Below are 16080 nucleotides of genomic sequence, written 5' to 3' on the forward strand. Positions count from 1 at the left end.
AATAGAATTGAAATAAAAACGGGAAGCTAATAATAGCTTCCCGTTTTTTGTAGGAGGAGGTATCTAACCGAATGGTTTATGGTCTTTAGAGCTTCCCTATTCAGGTGAAGCAGCACCACACTGCCAACAAGAGCCAAATTGGGCTTCATTAACTTCATGACACTTTCCACAACGCCACTCTTCATAGATGATCGAATCTTGCTGTTTTTGGTAGTCATTGACGATCGTACGGGCTTTGCTAGCGAGCTCTGGCTCATATAACCATACGTAAGGGTCTGTATCCTCAGTAAATGGGATTTCCCCTTTTAAACCAAACAAACCCTCACCACGGACTTCACACGCAATATTCTCACTTTCTAACAATCCACAGATGATATGAGCTTCTGTCGGATTCGATGCACTGAAGATTTTCATTGAAATAGAACCTTATTTGGCTGCATGCATTATTTAGCTATATAAGTTATTTAGTTATATTCGCTACTCAGCGACAGGTGCTGAGCGAAATTTATTCATCAACCATTTGGCAATAATTGGGAACACACCCAGCAAGGCAAATGACAACAGTACTGAGGGAGACACGATACCCGAAAGTGAATCAATTTCTGCGAGTTGAGTTCCGGCATTCAAGAAAACGGCAGTACCCGGCAACATCCCGATTTGACTTGTAATGTAGTAACGACTCACCGACATCGGTGTTAGACCCATCAACAGATTAATAAGGAAGAATGGGAATACGGGAATTAGACGCAGAGAAAACAAGTAAAATGCGCCGTCTTTTTCAACGCCTTTATTGATGGTGGCTAGCTTGTCACCAAACTTGGTTTGGATCCAGTCACGTAACAAGTAACGGCTACTTAAGAAGGCGAGGGTTGCACCAATGGCACTCGCGAAAGACACCAGTAGTAAGCTGTTCCAGAAACCAAACAGCGCAGCCCCTAACAGCGTAACAACGGCAGCGCCAGGAATTGAGAAAGCCGTAATCATGACATACGCGACAAAGTAAATAGCGGCAGCGGCAATGAAATTGCTCTCGATGTAGTCATTTAAAACAGCTTGTTGGGCTTTTGCATTTTCAAGCGTGAGGTACTGGCCAAAATTGACGCCTAACAAGACGATGGTTATGACCAACACAACACCCAATATCATTTTCTTACTCATTGGTACTTCCTCTAAATTTTCAATGCATACCATTAGTTTTTCAATGTATACCATTAGTATAGATAGACAGGCAAAGCATAGGATAACTTTCACCAGATATAAAAAAAGCCGCAAAAATGCGGCTTAGTTATCTAGATAATTTGCACTGACAATGTTAGTTGACGCTATTGATAAGCTCTTCACGACGTTGCTGCGGTATAACAGACCAATGTGTACCATTGATCGCGCCTTCTAGTGCCCACAGCAGTTCAATACTGACAGAAGACGCATGCGATTCTTTGATGGCGTTAAATGCGTTTACAGAGCCAGATTCATATAAACGTTCTACAGAATCAATTCCTGCCTTTTTCAACATCCGCTCAGTGGCGAGTCGAAGATTAGGCAGATCTTTGAGTCGAGTTGGTTTAGCAGAAGATTGTTCAGCTTTCTCTTCTTTAGCAAAACCTAGAGACGTAGTCGCAAGCTGCAAGATTTTTTCTTGGTCTTGCCATAAGCTCTCAGGTAAAGCGAAATATTTAGTAACGACAGGGAAACCACGTTTTTTGTAGACGTAAGGTTGAAACCCTTGTTGTTCGAATTGTTGTGTTGTGCATTTGTCAGCTCGTATATGCAACTGGTCATTCACAACCAGGGCAAACATTGTGTCATCAGCAAAAAGCCCGAATCCACCAAACATTGAGCGTGACTTAATTTTTCCTAGGGGCTCAAATAATTTCATTGAGTCCTTTAGTATCGGTTTATCCATGTTATTTATCTCGGTGTATTTGAACTACGCCACCAAATAAGCAGGTCCGAGAGATTAGCAAAATGTTGCAATTAAATTGTCAATAGGCTGTAAATTACTAAAGTATTAGTAGTTACTGCATTTTGCCATCGGTAACCCCGCTACCATACCAACGAGTGGTTTAGGCCGGAAGCTTTGCGTCCCACTTTTTCAAGTGGTTTGCCCTGTGCGTGACTGGGTTATTAGAATAAAGTTTTTGTTGAATTAGGCTCACACTTCTTATTTCAAAATGTGACGTTGCTTCAATTAATGATCTTTGAATTATGCATGCAAGTGCACTTTGTTTGTTGAGAAAAAAAACGCACCTAAAGGTGCGCTTGATTAAACTAAACTCATTACATCAATTAATTTAACGTTTTAACTGTACTTCGCTCAACAATTTCAGGGTGCATTTCGAAGACGCGTTTTTCGTGGTCTTTGTCTTTTATACGCTCTAGTAGTATTTCGAATGCATTTTTACCAACACGGCGCTTAGGTTGGTGAACCGTCGTTAACGGTGGAGAGAAGTATTCAGCCAATTCTATGTTGTCGTAACCGATCACTGAGATATCTTCAGGAATACGAATTCCTTTTTCTTGCAATCGGCTCATCAAGCCTAATGCCATGGTGTCGTTAAAACAGAATACAGCAGTAGGGCGATCTTCCATCTCGATGATTTGGTCGGCAGCAATTACAGCTGTGTCACACTCAAAGTTGCCTTCAATGATCATATTATCATCACCGGCAATCTTTGCTTCATTGAGTGCGCGTTTGTAACCGGCGATGCGCTCAACACATGCTGCTTTGTCTAAGTGGCCACTTAAACATGCGATCTTGGAGTGACCGCGCTCAATAAGGTATTTGGTTGCTAGGTAGCCACCTTCTTCAGAGTTATCGATGATCTTATCAGCCTGAGAGCTTTCAGGGCCCCAGTCCATGATAACTTTAGGGATGTCTGCGTGACGGTCTAACATCTCTCTTAGTTCTTCAGTTAGGTCAGAACACATAACTAAGATGCCATCTACACGTTTCTCTGCAAGCATGCGAATGTAGTCACGTTGCTTTTCGTAGATACCGCCCGTATTACACAAAATCAAAGTGTAACCTTGACGGTAGCAGTAGCTCTCAACACCATCAATAACTTCAGAGAAGAACAGATTGGTTGATTGAGTCACTAACATACCGATAGTGCGTGTTGTATTGCACTTCAGACTACGAGCAACGGCACTTGGCGCATAGTTAAGTTCGTCTACGGCTTTATTAACTTTTTCTTGAGTCGCTTCAGCAACAAAGCGAGTTTTGTTGATTACGTGAGAAACGGTTGTTGTTGATACGCCGGCTAAGCGTGCGACATCTTTTATAGTGGCCATGTTTTTATCCTAATTAGAAGCTACTTTCCCAAAGTACGGAATGAAGTAGCCGTTAAGCTACCTAACTAAGAGCTTAAATTTGTAGGGCTCTTTGGGTACTAAAGTGCTAAAAAACAAAAAACCGCTATTGAGCGGCTTGTATTAACACCAAAATGCTCTGAACTTTACTAAGTGTAGCATTTCGTGAATGTTTCATATTTTATCGTTTGCGGTCACAATTTTAGACTGACTAGAAATTACTCGCAATAAAATTCACCCAGAAATCCGGGTGAATGGTCACAATTCTATTGAATTTATTTATCGATTCGTCAAAAAAGCTTATTCGCCAGCTAGGTATTGAGTGTCCAGTTTACAGAATGCCAATAGCAGAGATGAGACTGAAGCGTAGAAACCGAATGGGTCAACGTCATGACATTTAACGTTGAACTTTGGTACCCAAGTAAGCAGTTGCTGTTCGATAAATTGTTGTTGAACTGCGAAGGATTTTTCTAGTTCTTCTTCAAGCTCGGTTTCGTTCGAACGAATGATGAGATTACCTAGAAAGTCGAGTTCGATAGCAATGTGATCAGCTGGCTCTTTTAGGTCTTGGTTAACCACTAAGTTGTGTTTAGCCATGATCTCTTCCATATCTTTTGCTGGCTTATCGTTTAAAAGGCCAGTCTTGCCGATATACATAGAAGCGTAAGGAAGTGCGCCATGTTTATCTGTTTTTAAGAACAAGTCACAGAAGTCAGCAGACAATTCTAATTGAGCATCTTCACGTGTTTGTAGACGGTTTAGTGCATCCACTAAGCTATCAATCGCCGGCTTTAGTGTTTCATTTTCGCCTAAGCCTGTAAGGAAAGAACGAATTTCAACAGAGTGGTAGTGATCAAGTTCTTCTTGAGTGAGCTCTTTAGCGAACAAGCGTGATAGCCACCAGTATATTTCTGCTCTTTGCTCGTTGAACGCTTTCGTATCTTTCATTTCTTAGATCCTGATTGAGTCTTGTGGTGTGTGTATACCGAGCATCGTCAAGTGATTTGGGTATAGGTACACCAAGGCTGAATAACAAGGTTATTTGCGAAACGCAAAGTGACTCGTTAGTAGTAATACCTATATTGAATTGCGATGGGCGACAAATAGCAAGGTTTAAGATTGTCTTGTATCAAAAAAAAATCATGTTTCTGGCTTTTATCTTCTGTAGTACTAGAATTGTTACGAGTTATGAATAGAATGGTCAATGAAACTATTAAATAAGAAAAGTGGTGTAGATGAGCTATCACGTATTAGTCGTAGAAGATGATGTGGTAACCCGCAGTAAACTGGTTGGATATTTCCAGAATGAAGGTTACACAGTGAGCGAAGCTGAAAGCGGTGCTCAAATGAGAAAAATGTTAGAAGAAAATAACGTTGACCTCATTATGTTAGACATCAACTTGCCAGGCGAAGATGGATTGATGCTAACTCGCGAATTACGCAGTCAATCAGACATTGGCATAATTTTAGTTACTGGACGCACGGATAGCATTGACAAGATCGTTGGCCTTGAAATGGGCGCTGATGATTACGTTACTAAACCTTTCGAACTTCGCGAGTTGTTGGTTCGAGTTAAAAACCTCTTGTGGCGCATTTCGGCGGCTCGTAAGACAGCAGCGGTTGCGGTAGAAGAAGCAGGAGACGAATCTGTGGTTCGTTTTGGTGAGTGGACGTTTGATATACCTCGCCGTGCATTAAGTAAGAATAACGAGCCGGTGAAATTGACCAAAGCGGAATATGAACTGTTGGTTGCGCTCTCTTCTTACCCTAACCAAGTTTTAAGTCGTGAACGTATCTTGAATATGATCAGCCATCGAGTGGACGCGCCGAATGACCGCACTATCGATGTATTAATTCGCCGTATGCGTGCAAAAATGGAGTTTGATCCTAAGAACCCACAAATTTTTGTGACGGTTCACGGTGAAGGTTACATGTTCGCTGGTGACTAACTTTCCTTTGGATACCGACTATAGTCAGTAACGATACTTGAAAGTAAAAAAAACCGAGACATCAATGATGCCTCGGTTTTTTTGTTACTGAACTTTTTAATTGTTTATCATCGGAGTACTGCTCTCGACAGGGTCATTACTTGTGTCTAGCCAATCTCGCAAGCTTTGCCAAACTAATCCCATCGTCTCATGCCAATAGCGCTCAGTCTGCTCGAGATAGATAGCCTTAGGCATATACTTATTCCATGGTTCAACAATGCCTTCTTGTGCAAGGTAGTTGGTTGGTGCTGGTAATGGTTTCATGCCCGCGGCATTGAATTCATTAAGGGCGCGAGTCATATGGCTCGCTGATGTCACGAGCACCATTTTCTTATTCTTAACGAATGCAGCGGCTTGGCGAGCTTCTTCCCACGTATCTTTCGCAGTTTCAAGCAGAATGATATCGGGTTTTGCCACGCCGAGTGCTAGCGCTACTTTAGCCATCATTTTTGCGTTGCTCACCTCAGTGCCTGCGCCATAACCAGACAAAATGAGTTTAGCTCCGGGGTAAAGACGTAAGATACGAATCCCTTCACTTAAGCGCATCAGACCGGTGCGGCTAAGTTCTGATGTTGGTGGGATTTGGTCATCAACAACGTGACCACTTCCAAGAACCATAATGTAATCGACGGTATCATCGATAGGTAAAAAAGCGGTGTGTTGCCTTTCCATTGGCATTAAAAGTTGACTAGAAACAGGCTGGAAAGCGATTAGGAAAATACCACAGAGGGCTGAAAGGGTAATTAGGCAACCTGTCTTCCTTTTTGCAGTAAACATCACTAGGGCTAAACCCAGAAAAGCGAGAATTAACATTGCTGGCAGTGGCATCAGTAACGAAGACACTACTTTTTTCAGCTCAAACATATCCGAATAGTCCGAAAAAACATCACTTAGTAGTAAAAAGAGACATCGCCTCTTTATTCCTGAAATTCCTGTGACAGAATAGCAGGCACGATAGGACATAATAACTCAAGTAGCCGTGACTGAAGACCGTAATTTCGACGATATTGCCCACAAATTTGCAAAAAACATATACGGCTCTGACAAAGGAGAGATCCGTCAGTGCATCGTATGGGAAGATTTAGAACAAGCTTTGAGCAAATTTGAACAATCCGCTTCGCCGCTGCATATACTTGATGCCGGAGGTGGGCTTGCTCAAATGTCGCAAAAAATTGCGACACTAGGGCACAACGTTTCTCTGTGCGACCTCTCTTCTGAAATGTTGAAGCTAGCGGAAGAAAGCATCGCAGAAGCAGGTTTACTCGAGCAGTATCGTTTTATCCATTCTCCGGTACAAAAAGTGGCAGAGCATCTCGAAGAGAAAGTCGATTTTGTGATGTTTCATGCCGTAATGGAATGGTTAGCAGACCCTAAACAGGCTCTTGATTTGTTGTTGGGACAAGTAAAACCCGGTGGCATTGCCTCGATAATGTTTTACAACCACCATGGTTTAGTCCTGAAAAATGTGATTTGTGGCAACATTCCTCATGTATTGAATGGGATGCCACATCGAAAAAGGTTTAAGCTGCAACCACAAAAAGGCTTGAGGCCTGAAGAGGTTTATCAATGGATAGAAGACGCTGGTTTAGATATCTGTGGTAAATCAGGCATTCGCTCTTTCAGTGACTACATAGGTAATATGGAGTACATGGGCGATTACCAGTTCGAAGATGTGTTGGAACTAGAGAAACAGCTATGTCGCCAAGAGCCATATCTGTCGCTAGGTCGTTATATTCACGTTTGGGCTCAAAAACCTGCGCAATAACAGCGATGAATGTGGTAAAAGAAGCCACAACATGCGCTGCGCAATCGTAACAAGCCCGCGTTATAAAGAAATAGGCTTCATATCTAATACATTTGATATGACGAAGAACAGTAACAGGAACCACAATGAGTGAAATGACTCAAACTGCCGAAGAGCAGCCAATTGATGAGTTGGTGGGCTGGGTCAAGCAGCATGATTTTTCATTAAACTTGCCACCAGAGCGCTTAGCATTTTTGATTGCTATCGCAGTACTAAGCAATGAACGGTTCGATGAAGAGTTGGGCGAGGGTGAACTGCACGATGCATTTACCATTGTCACTCGACTGTTTGAAGATACTGGCGAAGCCTCTGCGTTTCGTGCCAACAATGCTATCAATGAGTTGGTTAAACAGAAGTTGATCAGCCGCTTTACCAGCGAAATCACGGATGGTGCAAGCATTTATCGCTTATCTCCATTGGCGATTGGTATCTCAGATTATTACTTACGTCACCGCCAGTTTTCCAAATTGAAACTGTCTATCCAGCTTTCTATGGTTGCAGATGAGATGGCAAAAGCCATTGAAGCCGCTCAGAAAGGTGGAACTCCGGGACATTGGAGAAGGAATGTTTACGGCGTGCTCAAATATTCTGTTGGTGAAATTTTTGATCAGATCGATCTTAACCAACGTGTTATGGATGAGCAGCAACAAACCGTCAAACAGCAAATTGCGGATCTTTTAAATAAAGATTGGCGAGAAGCAATTAATAACTGTGAGTCTTTGCTATCGGAAACCTCAGCCACGCTAAAAGAGTTGCAAGACACCTTGCAAGCGGCGGGTGATGAACTGCAAACCCAGATACTTGATATTCAAGAAATTGTTTACGGTGACGATGAACTCGAGTTTGTAGGTGAAACCCTATTTGGTTTGCAGATGAAGCTAGACCGAATCACCAGTTGGGGCCAACAAGCGATTGATTTGTGGATCGGTTACGACCGCCACGTGCATAAATTTATCCGTACCGCGATCGATATGGATAAAAACCGTGCCTTTAGCCAACGCTTGCGTCAGTCAGTCACTGACTACTTTGATGCGCCTTGGTTATTGACCTACGCAGACGCAGAAAAACTCACGGATCTTCGCGATGAAGCACTTGTGCTCCGTGATGACGAAGTGATGGGGCAAGCCCCAATCGACGTAGAATACGAAGAGTTTGAGCAAGTGAACGATCTACTTTCAGAACGAATCGCAGATATGTTGAAAGCTCACAAACAGCAAGGCGCGCCAATTGATCTTGGCCTTGTGCTGCGTGATTACCTCGCAGCGCACCCTCGCACACACCATTTTGATTTAGCCAGAATTGTTGTCGACCAAGCCGTTCGCTTAGGTTACTCAGAGTCTGACTATCAGGCTATTCAGCCAGATTGGCAGGCAATCAACGATTTCGGTGCAAAGGTACAAGCAAATGTCATTAACAAGTACTGATGATTACATGCCAGAGAAACTGGTAAAAGCGATAGCGAACCCATTGTTCCCTGCGCTAGACAGCATGCTGCGTTCAGGCAAGCATGTTTCAACAGAAGACCTAGATAACCATGCGTTGCTTTCTGATTTCGAAGTTGAGCTTCAGCATTTTTACCAACGCTACAATACGGAACTGGTAAAAGCGCCTGAAGGTTTCTTTTACTTGCGTCCACGTTCTACGTCTCTGATAGGTCGTAGTGTGTTGTCTGAGCTAGATATGCTGGTTGGCAAAGTATTGTGTTTCTTATATCTAAGCCCAGAGCGTTTGGCTCATGAAGGTATCTTTACTAATCAAGAGCTGTTTGATGAACTGATGTCGTTAGCGGATGAGAAAAAACTCATGAAGCTAGCGACCAACCGTGCGTCTGGTTCTGACTTAGACAAAGAAAAGCTGTTTGAAAAAGTACGTACTTCTTTACGTCGTTTACGTCGTATCGGCATGCTGATTGTGATTGGTGAAACAGGTAAATTCCGTATCAGTGAAGCGGTGTTCCGTTTTGGTGCGGACGTTCGTGTTGGCGACGATATGAAAGAAGCGCAATTACGTCTTATTCGTGATGGTGAAGCGGTTGTTCATACCCAAGAACCTAATCAAGGTAGCTTGTTGAATGAAGAACAAGCGGAAGCCGCATTAGAAGTAGAGCTAGACGTAGACGAAAACGGTCAACAAGACATATTTAACGATCAAGCTGACTTTGACCTTGAGTCAAACGATGGCGAACAAACAAAAGTAGAAGGTGAAGTATGATTGAAAGAGGTAAGTATCAATCATTAACCATGATCAACTGGAACGGCTTCTTTGCACGTACTTTTGATATCGATGGATTGGTTACAACGCTTTCTGGCGGTAACGGTGCGGGTAAGTCGACCACAATGGCGGCATTCATCACCGCACTTATTCCTGACCAAAGCCTTCTGCACTTCCGTAACACAACGGAAGCGGGTAGTTCGCAGTCTTCTCGTGACAAAGGTCTTTACGGTAAGCTTCAACCTGGCGCATGTTATGCCGCGCTAGATGTGGTGAACTCTCGTAATCAACGCCTACTGTTTGCGGTAAAACTGCAGCAAGTTGCGGGTCGTGATAAGAAAGTAGACATCAAACCATTTGTTATCCAAGGCCTACCAAGCCACGTGAAACCAACGGATGTATTGATTCAGAACGTTTCAGACAGCCACGCACGTGTATGTCAGTTGAGCGACGTGAAAGCGGCGGTTGCACAATACGAAGGCGCGCATTTTAAAGCCTTTTCTTCGATTGTTGATTACCACTCACAGATGTTTGAATACGGTGTGGTTCCAAAGAAACTGCGTAACAGCAGTGACCGTTCTAAGTTCTACCGTTTGATTGAAGCATCACTTTACGGCGGTATCTCAAGTGCGATTACACGTTCTCTGCGTGATTACCTTCTGCCGCAAAATGGCGGTGTGAAGAAAGCATTCCAAGATATGGAATCAGCACTGCGTGAAAACCGCATGACGCTAGAAGCGATCAAAACGACTCAGTCGGATCGTGACCTGTTCAAGCACTTGATCACTGAATCTACGAATTACGTGGCAGCAGATTACATGCGCCATGCCAACGATCGTCGTAACAAGCTTGATCAAACCATGAAGTTCCGTGGCGAACTGTTTGGTTCTCGTGAAACCTTGCTTGATCAAAACAACTTGTTGAACCGCGTTCAAGAAGAGCTTGAGCTGTTGGTCGATCAAGAATCGGCACTGGAGCAAGATTACCAAGCGGCTTCGGATCACCTTCAATTGGTTCAAACTGCACTTCGTCAGCAAGAGAAAATTGCTCGCTACAGCGAAGACCTAGAAGAGCTTAATGAGCGTCTAGAAGAGCAGATGATGGTGGTTGAAGAAGCTCAAGAGCGAGTACTTCTTGCTGAAGAGCAGGCAACCATTACTGAAGAAGAAGTGGATAGCCTGAAAACTCAGCTTGCTGACTACCAACAAGCGTTGGATGTTCAGCAGACTCGTGCGCTTCAATACCAGCAAGCGGTTCAAGCATTAGAGAAAACTAAGCAGCTACTCGGTGATGAATCTATTACCGCAGAGAGCGCATTAACTCTGGTTTCTGAGCTAAAAGCACAAGAAGAATCAAGCACTCAAACGCTACTGTCTACTAAACATAAGCTCGACATGTCTTCTGCTGCCTCTGCGCAGTTCGACAAAGCGCTGTCTCTTGTTAAAAGTATTGTTGGCGATGTTGAGCGTAAAGACGCTTCTCACAGCGCTAAACAAGCGTTAGAGAAAGGCCGTAACGCAAAACACGTTGTTGAAAACGAACAACAGTGGCGTGCTCAACACCGCGACATGGCTCGTGATGTGGCGCAGCAGCGTCAAGCAAAAGAGCTGGCGACTGAATACCAAAAGCAACACAACATCTCACTGACTGACGAAGCGGTTTTCGATGAAGAACGTGAACGCCATGCTATGCAGATCGAGTCTCTTGAGTACGCTCAAGAAGAGCTGCGTGAAGCGAAGAGTGAGCAACGTCGTGTGCAACAAAACCATGACCAAGAGATTCAAAAACTCGAGGCTATTGCTCCTGCGTGGATTACAGCTAATGACGCACTTGAAGCACTCAGAGATCAAACAGACGCTGAGCTAGAAGATAGCCAAGCAGTTATGACTCAAATGCAGCAAGTGCTTGAAAACGAGAAATCTCAAGCGGTAGCAAAAGATCAGTTGGCAACGCGCCGAGCTGAACTTGAGCAAGAAATTGAACGTTTAGCGTCTCCAGGTGGTTCTAACGATCCTCGCTTGAAAGGCTTAGCGGATACACTGGGTGGCGTGCTGCTTTCTGAGATCTACGATGACATTACCATTGGTGATGCACCGTACTTTAGTGCGATGTATGGCCCAGCTCGTCACGCAATTGTGGTTTCGGACCTTGATGGCATTAAAGAGAAGCTGGTGGATCTTGATGATTGTCCAGAAGACCTTTACATCCTTGAAGGCGATGTAGACGCGTTTGATGACAGCTCATTCAATGCCGATGAGCTTGAAGGTGCGGTCTGTGTTCAGTTGAACGATCGTCAAATGCGTTATTCTCGTTTCCCAGAGATTCCATTGTTTGGCCGTGCGGCTCGTGAACAGCGCCTAGAGATATTGCGTGAAGAGCGTGATGTTGTTGTGGAAAACCACGCCAAAGCCGCGTTCGATTCTCAGAAACTGAATCGCCTATACCAAGCATTCAACAGTTTTGTTGCTAAGCACCTGCATGTTGCGTTTAACGCAGACCCAGAGCAAGCACTGGTTGCTGTTCGTGATAAGCGTAATCAAATTGTTCGTTCTCTGGCTGAGCTTGACTCTAAAGAGCAGCAGCAACGTAGCCAACTTCTGCAAAGTAAGCAGGCACTTGGTGCACTGGACAAACTGGCACCAATGGTTCGTATTCTTGAAGACGAAACATTAGCTGAGCGCTTAGCTGAATTGGAAGCGCAACTAGAGCGTTTAAGTGAAGCCAAGTCTTACTTGAATACTCATGGCAAAGCGCTTACTTCTCTAGAGCAAATCGTATCTGCACTAGACGCTGATCCAGAGCAGTTCGAAGCTTTGGAAGCCGAATATCGTCAAGCAGACAACGCGCTACAAAGCCTAAAAGGCAAAGTGTTCGCGCTGTCTGATTTGATTGAGCGTCGTCACTATTTTGCTTACGCAGACTCTGTTGATTTGCTCAACAAGAGCAGCGAACTAAGCGAGCAATTGAAAGCGAAGTTGGTTCAAGCAGAACAAGCAAGAACCAAAGGCCGTGATGGCTTGAAGCAAGCTCGTGAACAGATGAACCAGTACAACCAAGTATTGGCAGCACTGAAGAGCTCACATCAAGCGAAACAGGAAACGGTTCAAGAGTTCAAACAAGAGCTACAAGAGTTTGGCGTAAATGCTGATGAAGGCGCTGAAGAGCGCGCTGTGCGTCGTCGTGACGAGCTTCAAGAGCGTCTACACACATCTCGCAGCCGTAAAAGTGAATACGAGCGTACGATTACGTCAACAGAACTTGAGATGAAAGCCCTAGCTAAGCGTCTTAAGAAAGTTCAGAAAGAGTACACAGAGCTTCGTACCTTCGTGGTTGCAGCAAAAGCAGGTTGGTGTTCAGTACTTCGCTTGGCTCGTGAAAATGACGTTGAACGTCGTCTTCATAAGCGTGAGTTGGCTTACCTAACGGCAGGCGAGCTTCGCTCTATGTCGGATAAATCACTGGGTGCACTGCGTTTGGCTGTGTCTGATAATGAAGACCTACGTGATTCGCTGCGTCTATCTGAAGATAACGCGCATCCAGAGCGTAAAGTTCTGTTCTACATTGCGGTTTACCAACACCTTCGTGAGCGTATTCGCCAAGATATCATTCATACGGATGATCCGGTTGAAGCGATCGAAGAGATGGAAGTTGAGCTTGCTCGTCTTACAGAAGAACTGACGCAGCGTGAAAACCGCTTAGCGATCAGCTCTGAATCGGTAGCAAGCATCATCAAGAAGACGATTCAGCGCGAGCAGAACCGTATTCGTATGCTCAACCAAGGTTTGTCTAACATTTACTTTGGTCAGGTTAAAGGCGTACGTCTGAACGTTAAGATCCGTGAAAGCCACGAGATTTTACTATCAGGCTTAGCGACTCAACAAGAGCAGCATAAAGACTTGTTCGAATCAACGCGCTTTACCTTCTCTGAAGCAATGGCGAAGTTGTTCCAACGAGTGAACCCACATATCGATATGGGTCAACGTTCTCCGCAAGTTCTTGGTGAAGAGTTACTGGATTACCGCAACTATCTAGAGTTAAGTGTTGAAGTTAACCGTGGTTCAGACGGTTGGTTACAAGCGGAATCGGGCGCATTGTCTACGGGTGAGGCGATCGGTACTGGTCAATCAATCCTATTGATGGTTATCCAGAGCTGGGAAGAGGAATCACGTCGACTTCGTAGTAAAGACATTGTTCCATGTCGTTTGTTGTTCCTTGATGAAGCCGCACGTCTGGATTCTAAGTCGATCTCTACGCTGTTTGAACTGTGTGACCGTTTAGGTATGCAACTTTTGATTGCTGCGCCAGAGAACATTAGCCCAGAGAAAGGTACAACCTACAAACTGGTACGTAAGGTCTTCAAAGACCACGAACACGTACACGTTGTTGGTCTGCGTGGTTTTGCTCAAAACAAACCGGTATCTCCAGTTCAAGAGTTGATTGAAACACCTTAGAAGCGTGATCTATCTACCGTAAATTAATGGCCTCGAAGTATACACTTCGGGGCTTTTTTTGTTTGGCAGCTTCTCGGATCTCGTATTCTTTTGGTGAGGGTGAGGGTGAGGGTGAGGGTGAGGGTGAGGGTGAGGGTGTATTCCTGAGCTATTTATAATCACTGACTGTGATTGGCATGATTCAAACAGAGCTTATTACCATATAAAAAACCGCCTTCTCAGAAGAGAAGGCGGTTTTTACTTACGTTATCTTTTTTTAAGCCGAAGGTTTTGATACTTGGGCTTTAACGTATGAGTTGTCGGTACGTTTAGCTTATCTAAGATTAGATTTTAAACATCTTTATCGTTTGATGCAGTTCGTCCGAAACATTATTAACATTTTGCGCTGTTTGAACATTTTGCTGGACGTCATCGACAGTCGCTCGCGCCAAATCATTTACATTCACTACATTCTCGTTGATTTCAACAGCCACTTGCGATTGTTCTTCTGCAGCAGCGGCAATCTGGTTGTTCATATCTTGAATGTTGCCAATTTCGAGCTGAATCGTATTAAGCATTTCACTCGCTTGATCTGACTTCTCACGGGTCGCTTTAGCTGTCTCTGCGTTTTCAACCATTAGTTCAACAGATTGTTTCGCTTGAGTTTGAAGTGATGAAATCATGGTTTGTATTTCGTTCGTGCTTTCTTGTGTCTTGTTAGCGAGGTTGCGCACCTCGTCAGCCACGACGGCGAAGCCGCGACCTTGTTCACCCGCTCGAGCAGCTTCAATTGCTGCGTTTAATGCCAGCAAGTTTGTTTGCTCAGCAATACCTCGGATAACATCAAGTATGCTACCTACATTTTGAGTTTCTTTTTCAACACCAAGAATCGAATCTTGAACCTGCTCAATATTCGTTACAAGTAAGCTGATTTGTTGGTTCATGTTACCCACAGTCTCAAGACCTGACTGAGACGAAAGGCTTGCCTCATTGGATGATGATGATGCCTGCATCGCATTTTGAGCCACTTCTGCAACAGTAGCGGTCATCTGATTCATTGCTGTTGCAACTTGTTCCAGCTGCATCATTTGCTCTTCTGATGAAGTGCTCAACTGATTTGAGGACGTCTCAAGAGAAGAAGACTGCGATGAGAGAGAGTTTGAAGATTTCTCAATATTACCAATAATACCTTGTAGGTTCCCTGCCATTTCAAGAGTCGAACGGTAGATACCCGTTTCATTACCAGCTAACTTAGGGATGTTTGTTAGGTCTCCTGCCGAAATTCGGCTAACAAGTGCTTCTATGTATTGTGGCTCTCCACCAATAGGGCGATACATCAATCGGGTGACTAACAAGAATGTTATTCCGGTTGCCAGAACCGCGAAAATCAGACCAACGATGGTATTGATTTTCACCATGGCATTTGAAGGCGCTTCAATGTCGTCCCAACTTGCCCAAGCCCAAATATTCCAACCTAATGACTCAATTTGAGACGAAACGACATAAAAGTCGCCTTTATCTGGAACATTGTAAGAGTGCTCACTGGTCATCTTACTACCGTGTTCACGGTATGATGGTCGAAGATCGTAGATATTTTTACCAATAAAATCTTCATAGCTAGCGGCAACAAGGAAACCATCTTGGCGAGAGACAAATAAATTTGGAACATCAGATAACTCGTTTATGTAGTCTGTGATGTCACTCATTTTAAGACTAAGACCAATAACAGCTTTTGTTTCACCTCTGGCTTTGAAAGGGATAACAACTGACATAGTTAAATGCCCTGTTGTTGCTAGGTAAGGGTTGGTTACTGAGCGCTTTGCGCCAGAAAAGCCGAGATTGAACCACTCACGCTGTTTTTGTTTAGCATTAAAGTTGGGAATGATACCTTGATTTTTAACGTCGTAAGTTTTGCCATCAGGAAGACCGATGTAAATATTAAGAACACCAAGAGATTCTTTACTGTTCGTCATCATTTTCAACAGCATCGGGTTGATCATGATGTTACCGGATCTATCAGTATGGATACTGGTTGAAATGCTTTCCAAAGCGCCGAAATACGCTTCCATTTTCCCTTCGACAGCTTTGGCTACAAGAAACGATTTCGTAGACAAGTTATGACGGTAGTCATCCGTGGTGGCAGACTTAAATTCGAAATATCCTATCGTAGATATAACTAAAATCGTTAAACAGATTAGGCCGCTAATTGTTAGCATAATCTTATTTTTGACGGTCATCAGAGCATTTCCTTAACAGTTGTTGCTTATTTTATTGACTAAATTATCTGTATGCTAACATAGGGTTACAATTTATTTGTTGGTCGTTTTGTAAGGGAAAG

Annotated in this window: 12 protein-coding genes and 1 riboswitch; of the genes, 5 read left to right on the plus strand and 7 right to left on the minus strand. The window is 43.8% G+C overall.

The genetic code is table 11. From position 1 onward, the window contains the following. Positions 1 to 96 precede the first annotated feature (96 nt). The 5 genes from OCV44_RS05535 to torD all read right to left on the minus strand — a co-directional run bounded on the left by OCV44_RS05535 (position 97) and on the right by torD (position 4257). Positions 97 to 414 carry a putative signal transducing protein gene (locus OCV44_RS05535; RefSeq protein WP_139684713.1) on the minus strand — a complete coding sequence of 106 codons (318 nt, stop codon included), beginning with the start codon at positions 412 to 414 and terminating at the stop codon, positions 97 to 99. Positions 415 to 477: 63 nt separating this feature from the next. Further along, a complete protein-coding gene (locus OCV44_RS05540; protein WP_139684712.1) occupies positions 478 to 1158 on the minus strand; it encodes a TVP38/TMEM64 family protein in 681 nt (226 codons plus the stop codon). A gap of 154 nt (positions 1159 to 1312) precedes the next feature. Next, positions 1313 to 1903, minus strand: a complete 591-nt coding sequence (locus tag OCV44_RS05545) for a TfoX/Sxy family DNA transformation protein (RefSeq protein ID WP_139684711.1) — start codon at positions 1901 to 1903, stop codon at positions 1313 to 1315. A 127-nt stretch (positions 1904 to 2030) separates the two neighbouring features. Next, a riboswitch (cyclic di-GMP riboswitch) is annotated at positions 2031 to 2116 on the minus strand. Positions 2117 to 2286: 170 nt separating this feature from the next. Beyond that, complete coding sequence (gene purR / locus OCV44_RS05550; RefSeq protein ID WP_139684710.1) at positions 2287 to 3291, minus strand: HTH-type transcriptional repressor PurR; 1005 nt, start codon at positions 3289 to 3291, stop codon at positions 2287 to 2289. A 318-nt stretch (positions 3292 to 3609) separates the two neighbouring features. Continuing rightward, positions 3610 to 4257: a molecular chaperone TorD gene (torD, locus tag OCV44_RS05555; protein ID WP_139684709.1), complete on the minus strand. Its 648-nt coding sequence runs from the start codon at positions 4255 to 4257 to the stop codon at positions 3610 to 3612. Positions 4258 to 4544: 287 nt separating this feature from the next. Between torD and torR the strand changes: the two genes are divergently transcribed. Next, positions 4545 to 5258: a two-component system response regulator TorR gene (gene torR / locus OCV44_RS05560; RefSeq protein WP_086049119.1), complete on the plus strand. Its 714-nt coding sequence runs from the start codon at positions 4545 to 4547 to the stop codon at positions 5256 to 5258. 96 nt (positions 5259 to 5354) lie between these two features. On the opposite strand, the gene elyC is transcribed toward torR, so the two are convergent. Further along, positions 5355 to 6161, minus strand: a complete 807-nt coding sequence (gene elyC, locus OCV44_RS05565; protein ID WP_086049120.1) for an envelope biogenesis factor ElyC — start codon at positions 6159 to 6161, stop codon at positions 5355 to 5357. 115 nt (positions 6162 to 6276) lie between these two features. On the opposite strand from elyC, the gene cmoM reads away from it, so the two are divergent. From cmoM to mukB, 4 genes are all read left to right on the plus strand, one after another. Continuing rightward, complete coding sequence (cmoM, locus tag OCV44_RS05570; RefSeq protein ID WP_139684708.1) at positions 6277 to 7062, plus strand: tRNA uridine 5-oxyacetic acid(34) methyltransferase CmoM; 786 nt, start codon at positions 6277 to 6279, stop codon at positions 7060 to 7062. A 125-nt stretch (positions 7063 to 7187) separates the two neighbouring features. Next, positions 7188 to 8525 (plus strand): chromosome partition protein MukF, encoded by a 1338-nt coding sequence (mukF, locus tag OCV44_RS05575; protein ID WP_009846358.1) that lies wholly within the window; start codon positions 7188 to 7190, stop codon positions 8523 to 8525. Beyond that, positions 8506 to 9312, plus strand: a complete 807-nt coding sequence (gene mukE, locus OCV44_RS05580) for a chromosome partition protein MukE (RefSeq protein ID WP_139684707.1) — start codon at positions 8506 to 8508, stop codon at positions 9310 to 9312. The genes mukF and mukE overlap by 20 nt, the downstream gene beginning before the upstream one ends. Then, positions 9309 to 13763: a chromosome partition protein MukB gene (mukB, locus tag OCV44_RS05585; RefSeq protein WP_139684706.1), complete on the plus strand. Its 4455-nt coding sequence runs from the start codon at positions 9309 to 9311 to the stop codon at positions 13761 to 13763. Before mukE ends, mukB begins: the two co-directional genes overlap by 4 nt. Positions 13764 to 14086: 323 nt before the next feature. Here the strand turns inward: mukB and OCV44_RS05590 are convergent, their stop codons facing one another. Continuing rightward, a complete protein-coding gene (locus OCV44_RS05590; protein WP_139684705.1) occupies positions 14087 to 15979 on the minus strand; it encodes a methyl-accepting chemotaxis protein in 1893 nt (630 codons plus the stop codon). Positions 15980 to 16080 lie beyond the last annotated feature (101 nt).

The sequence above is a fragment of the Vibrio tasmaniensis genome (assembly GCF_024347635.1).
Classification (GTDB): Bacteria; Pseudomonadota; Gammaproteobacteria; order Enterobacterales; family Vibrionaceae; genus Vibrio; species Vibrio tasmaniensis.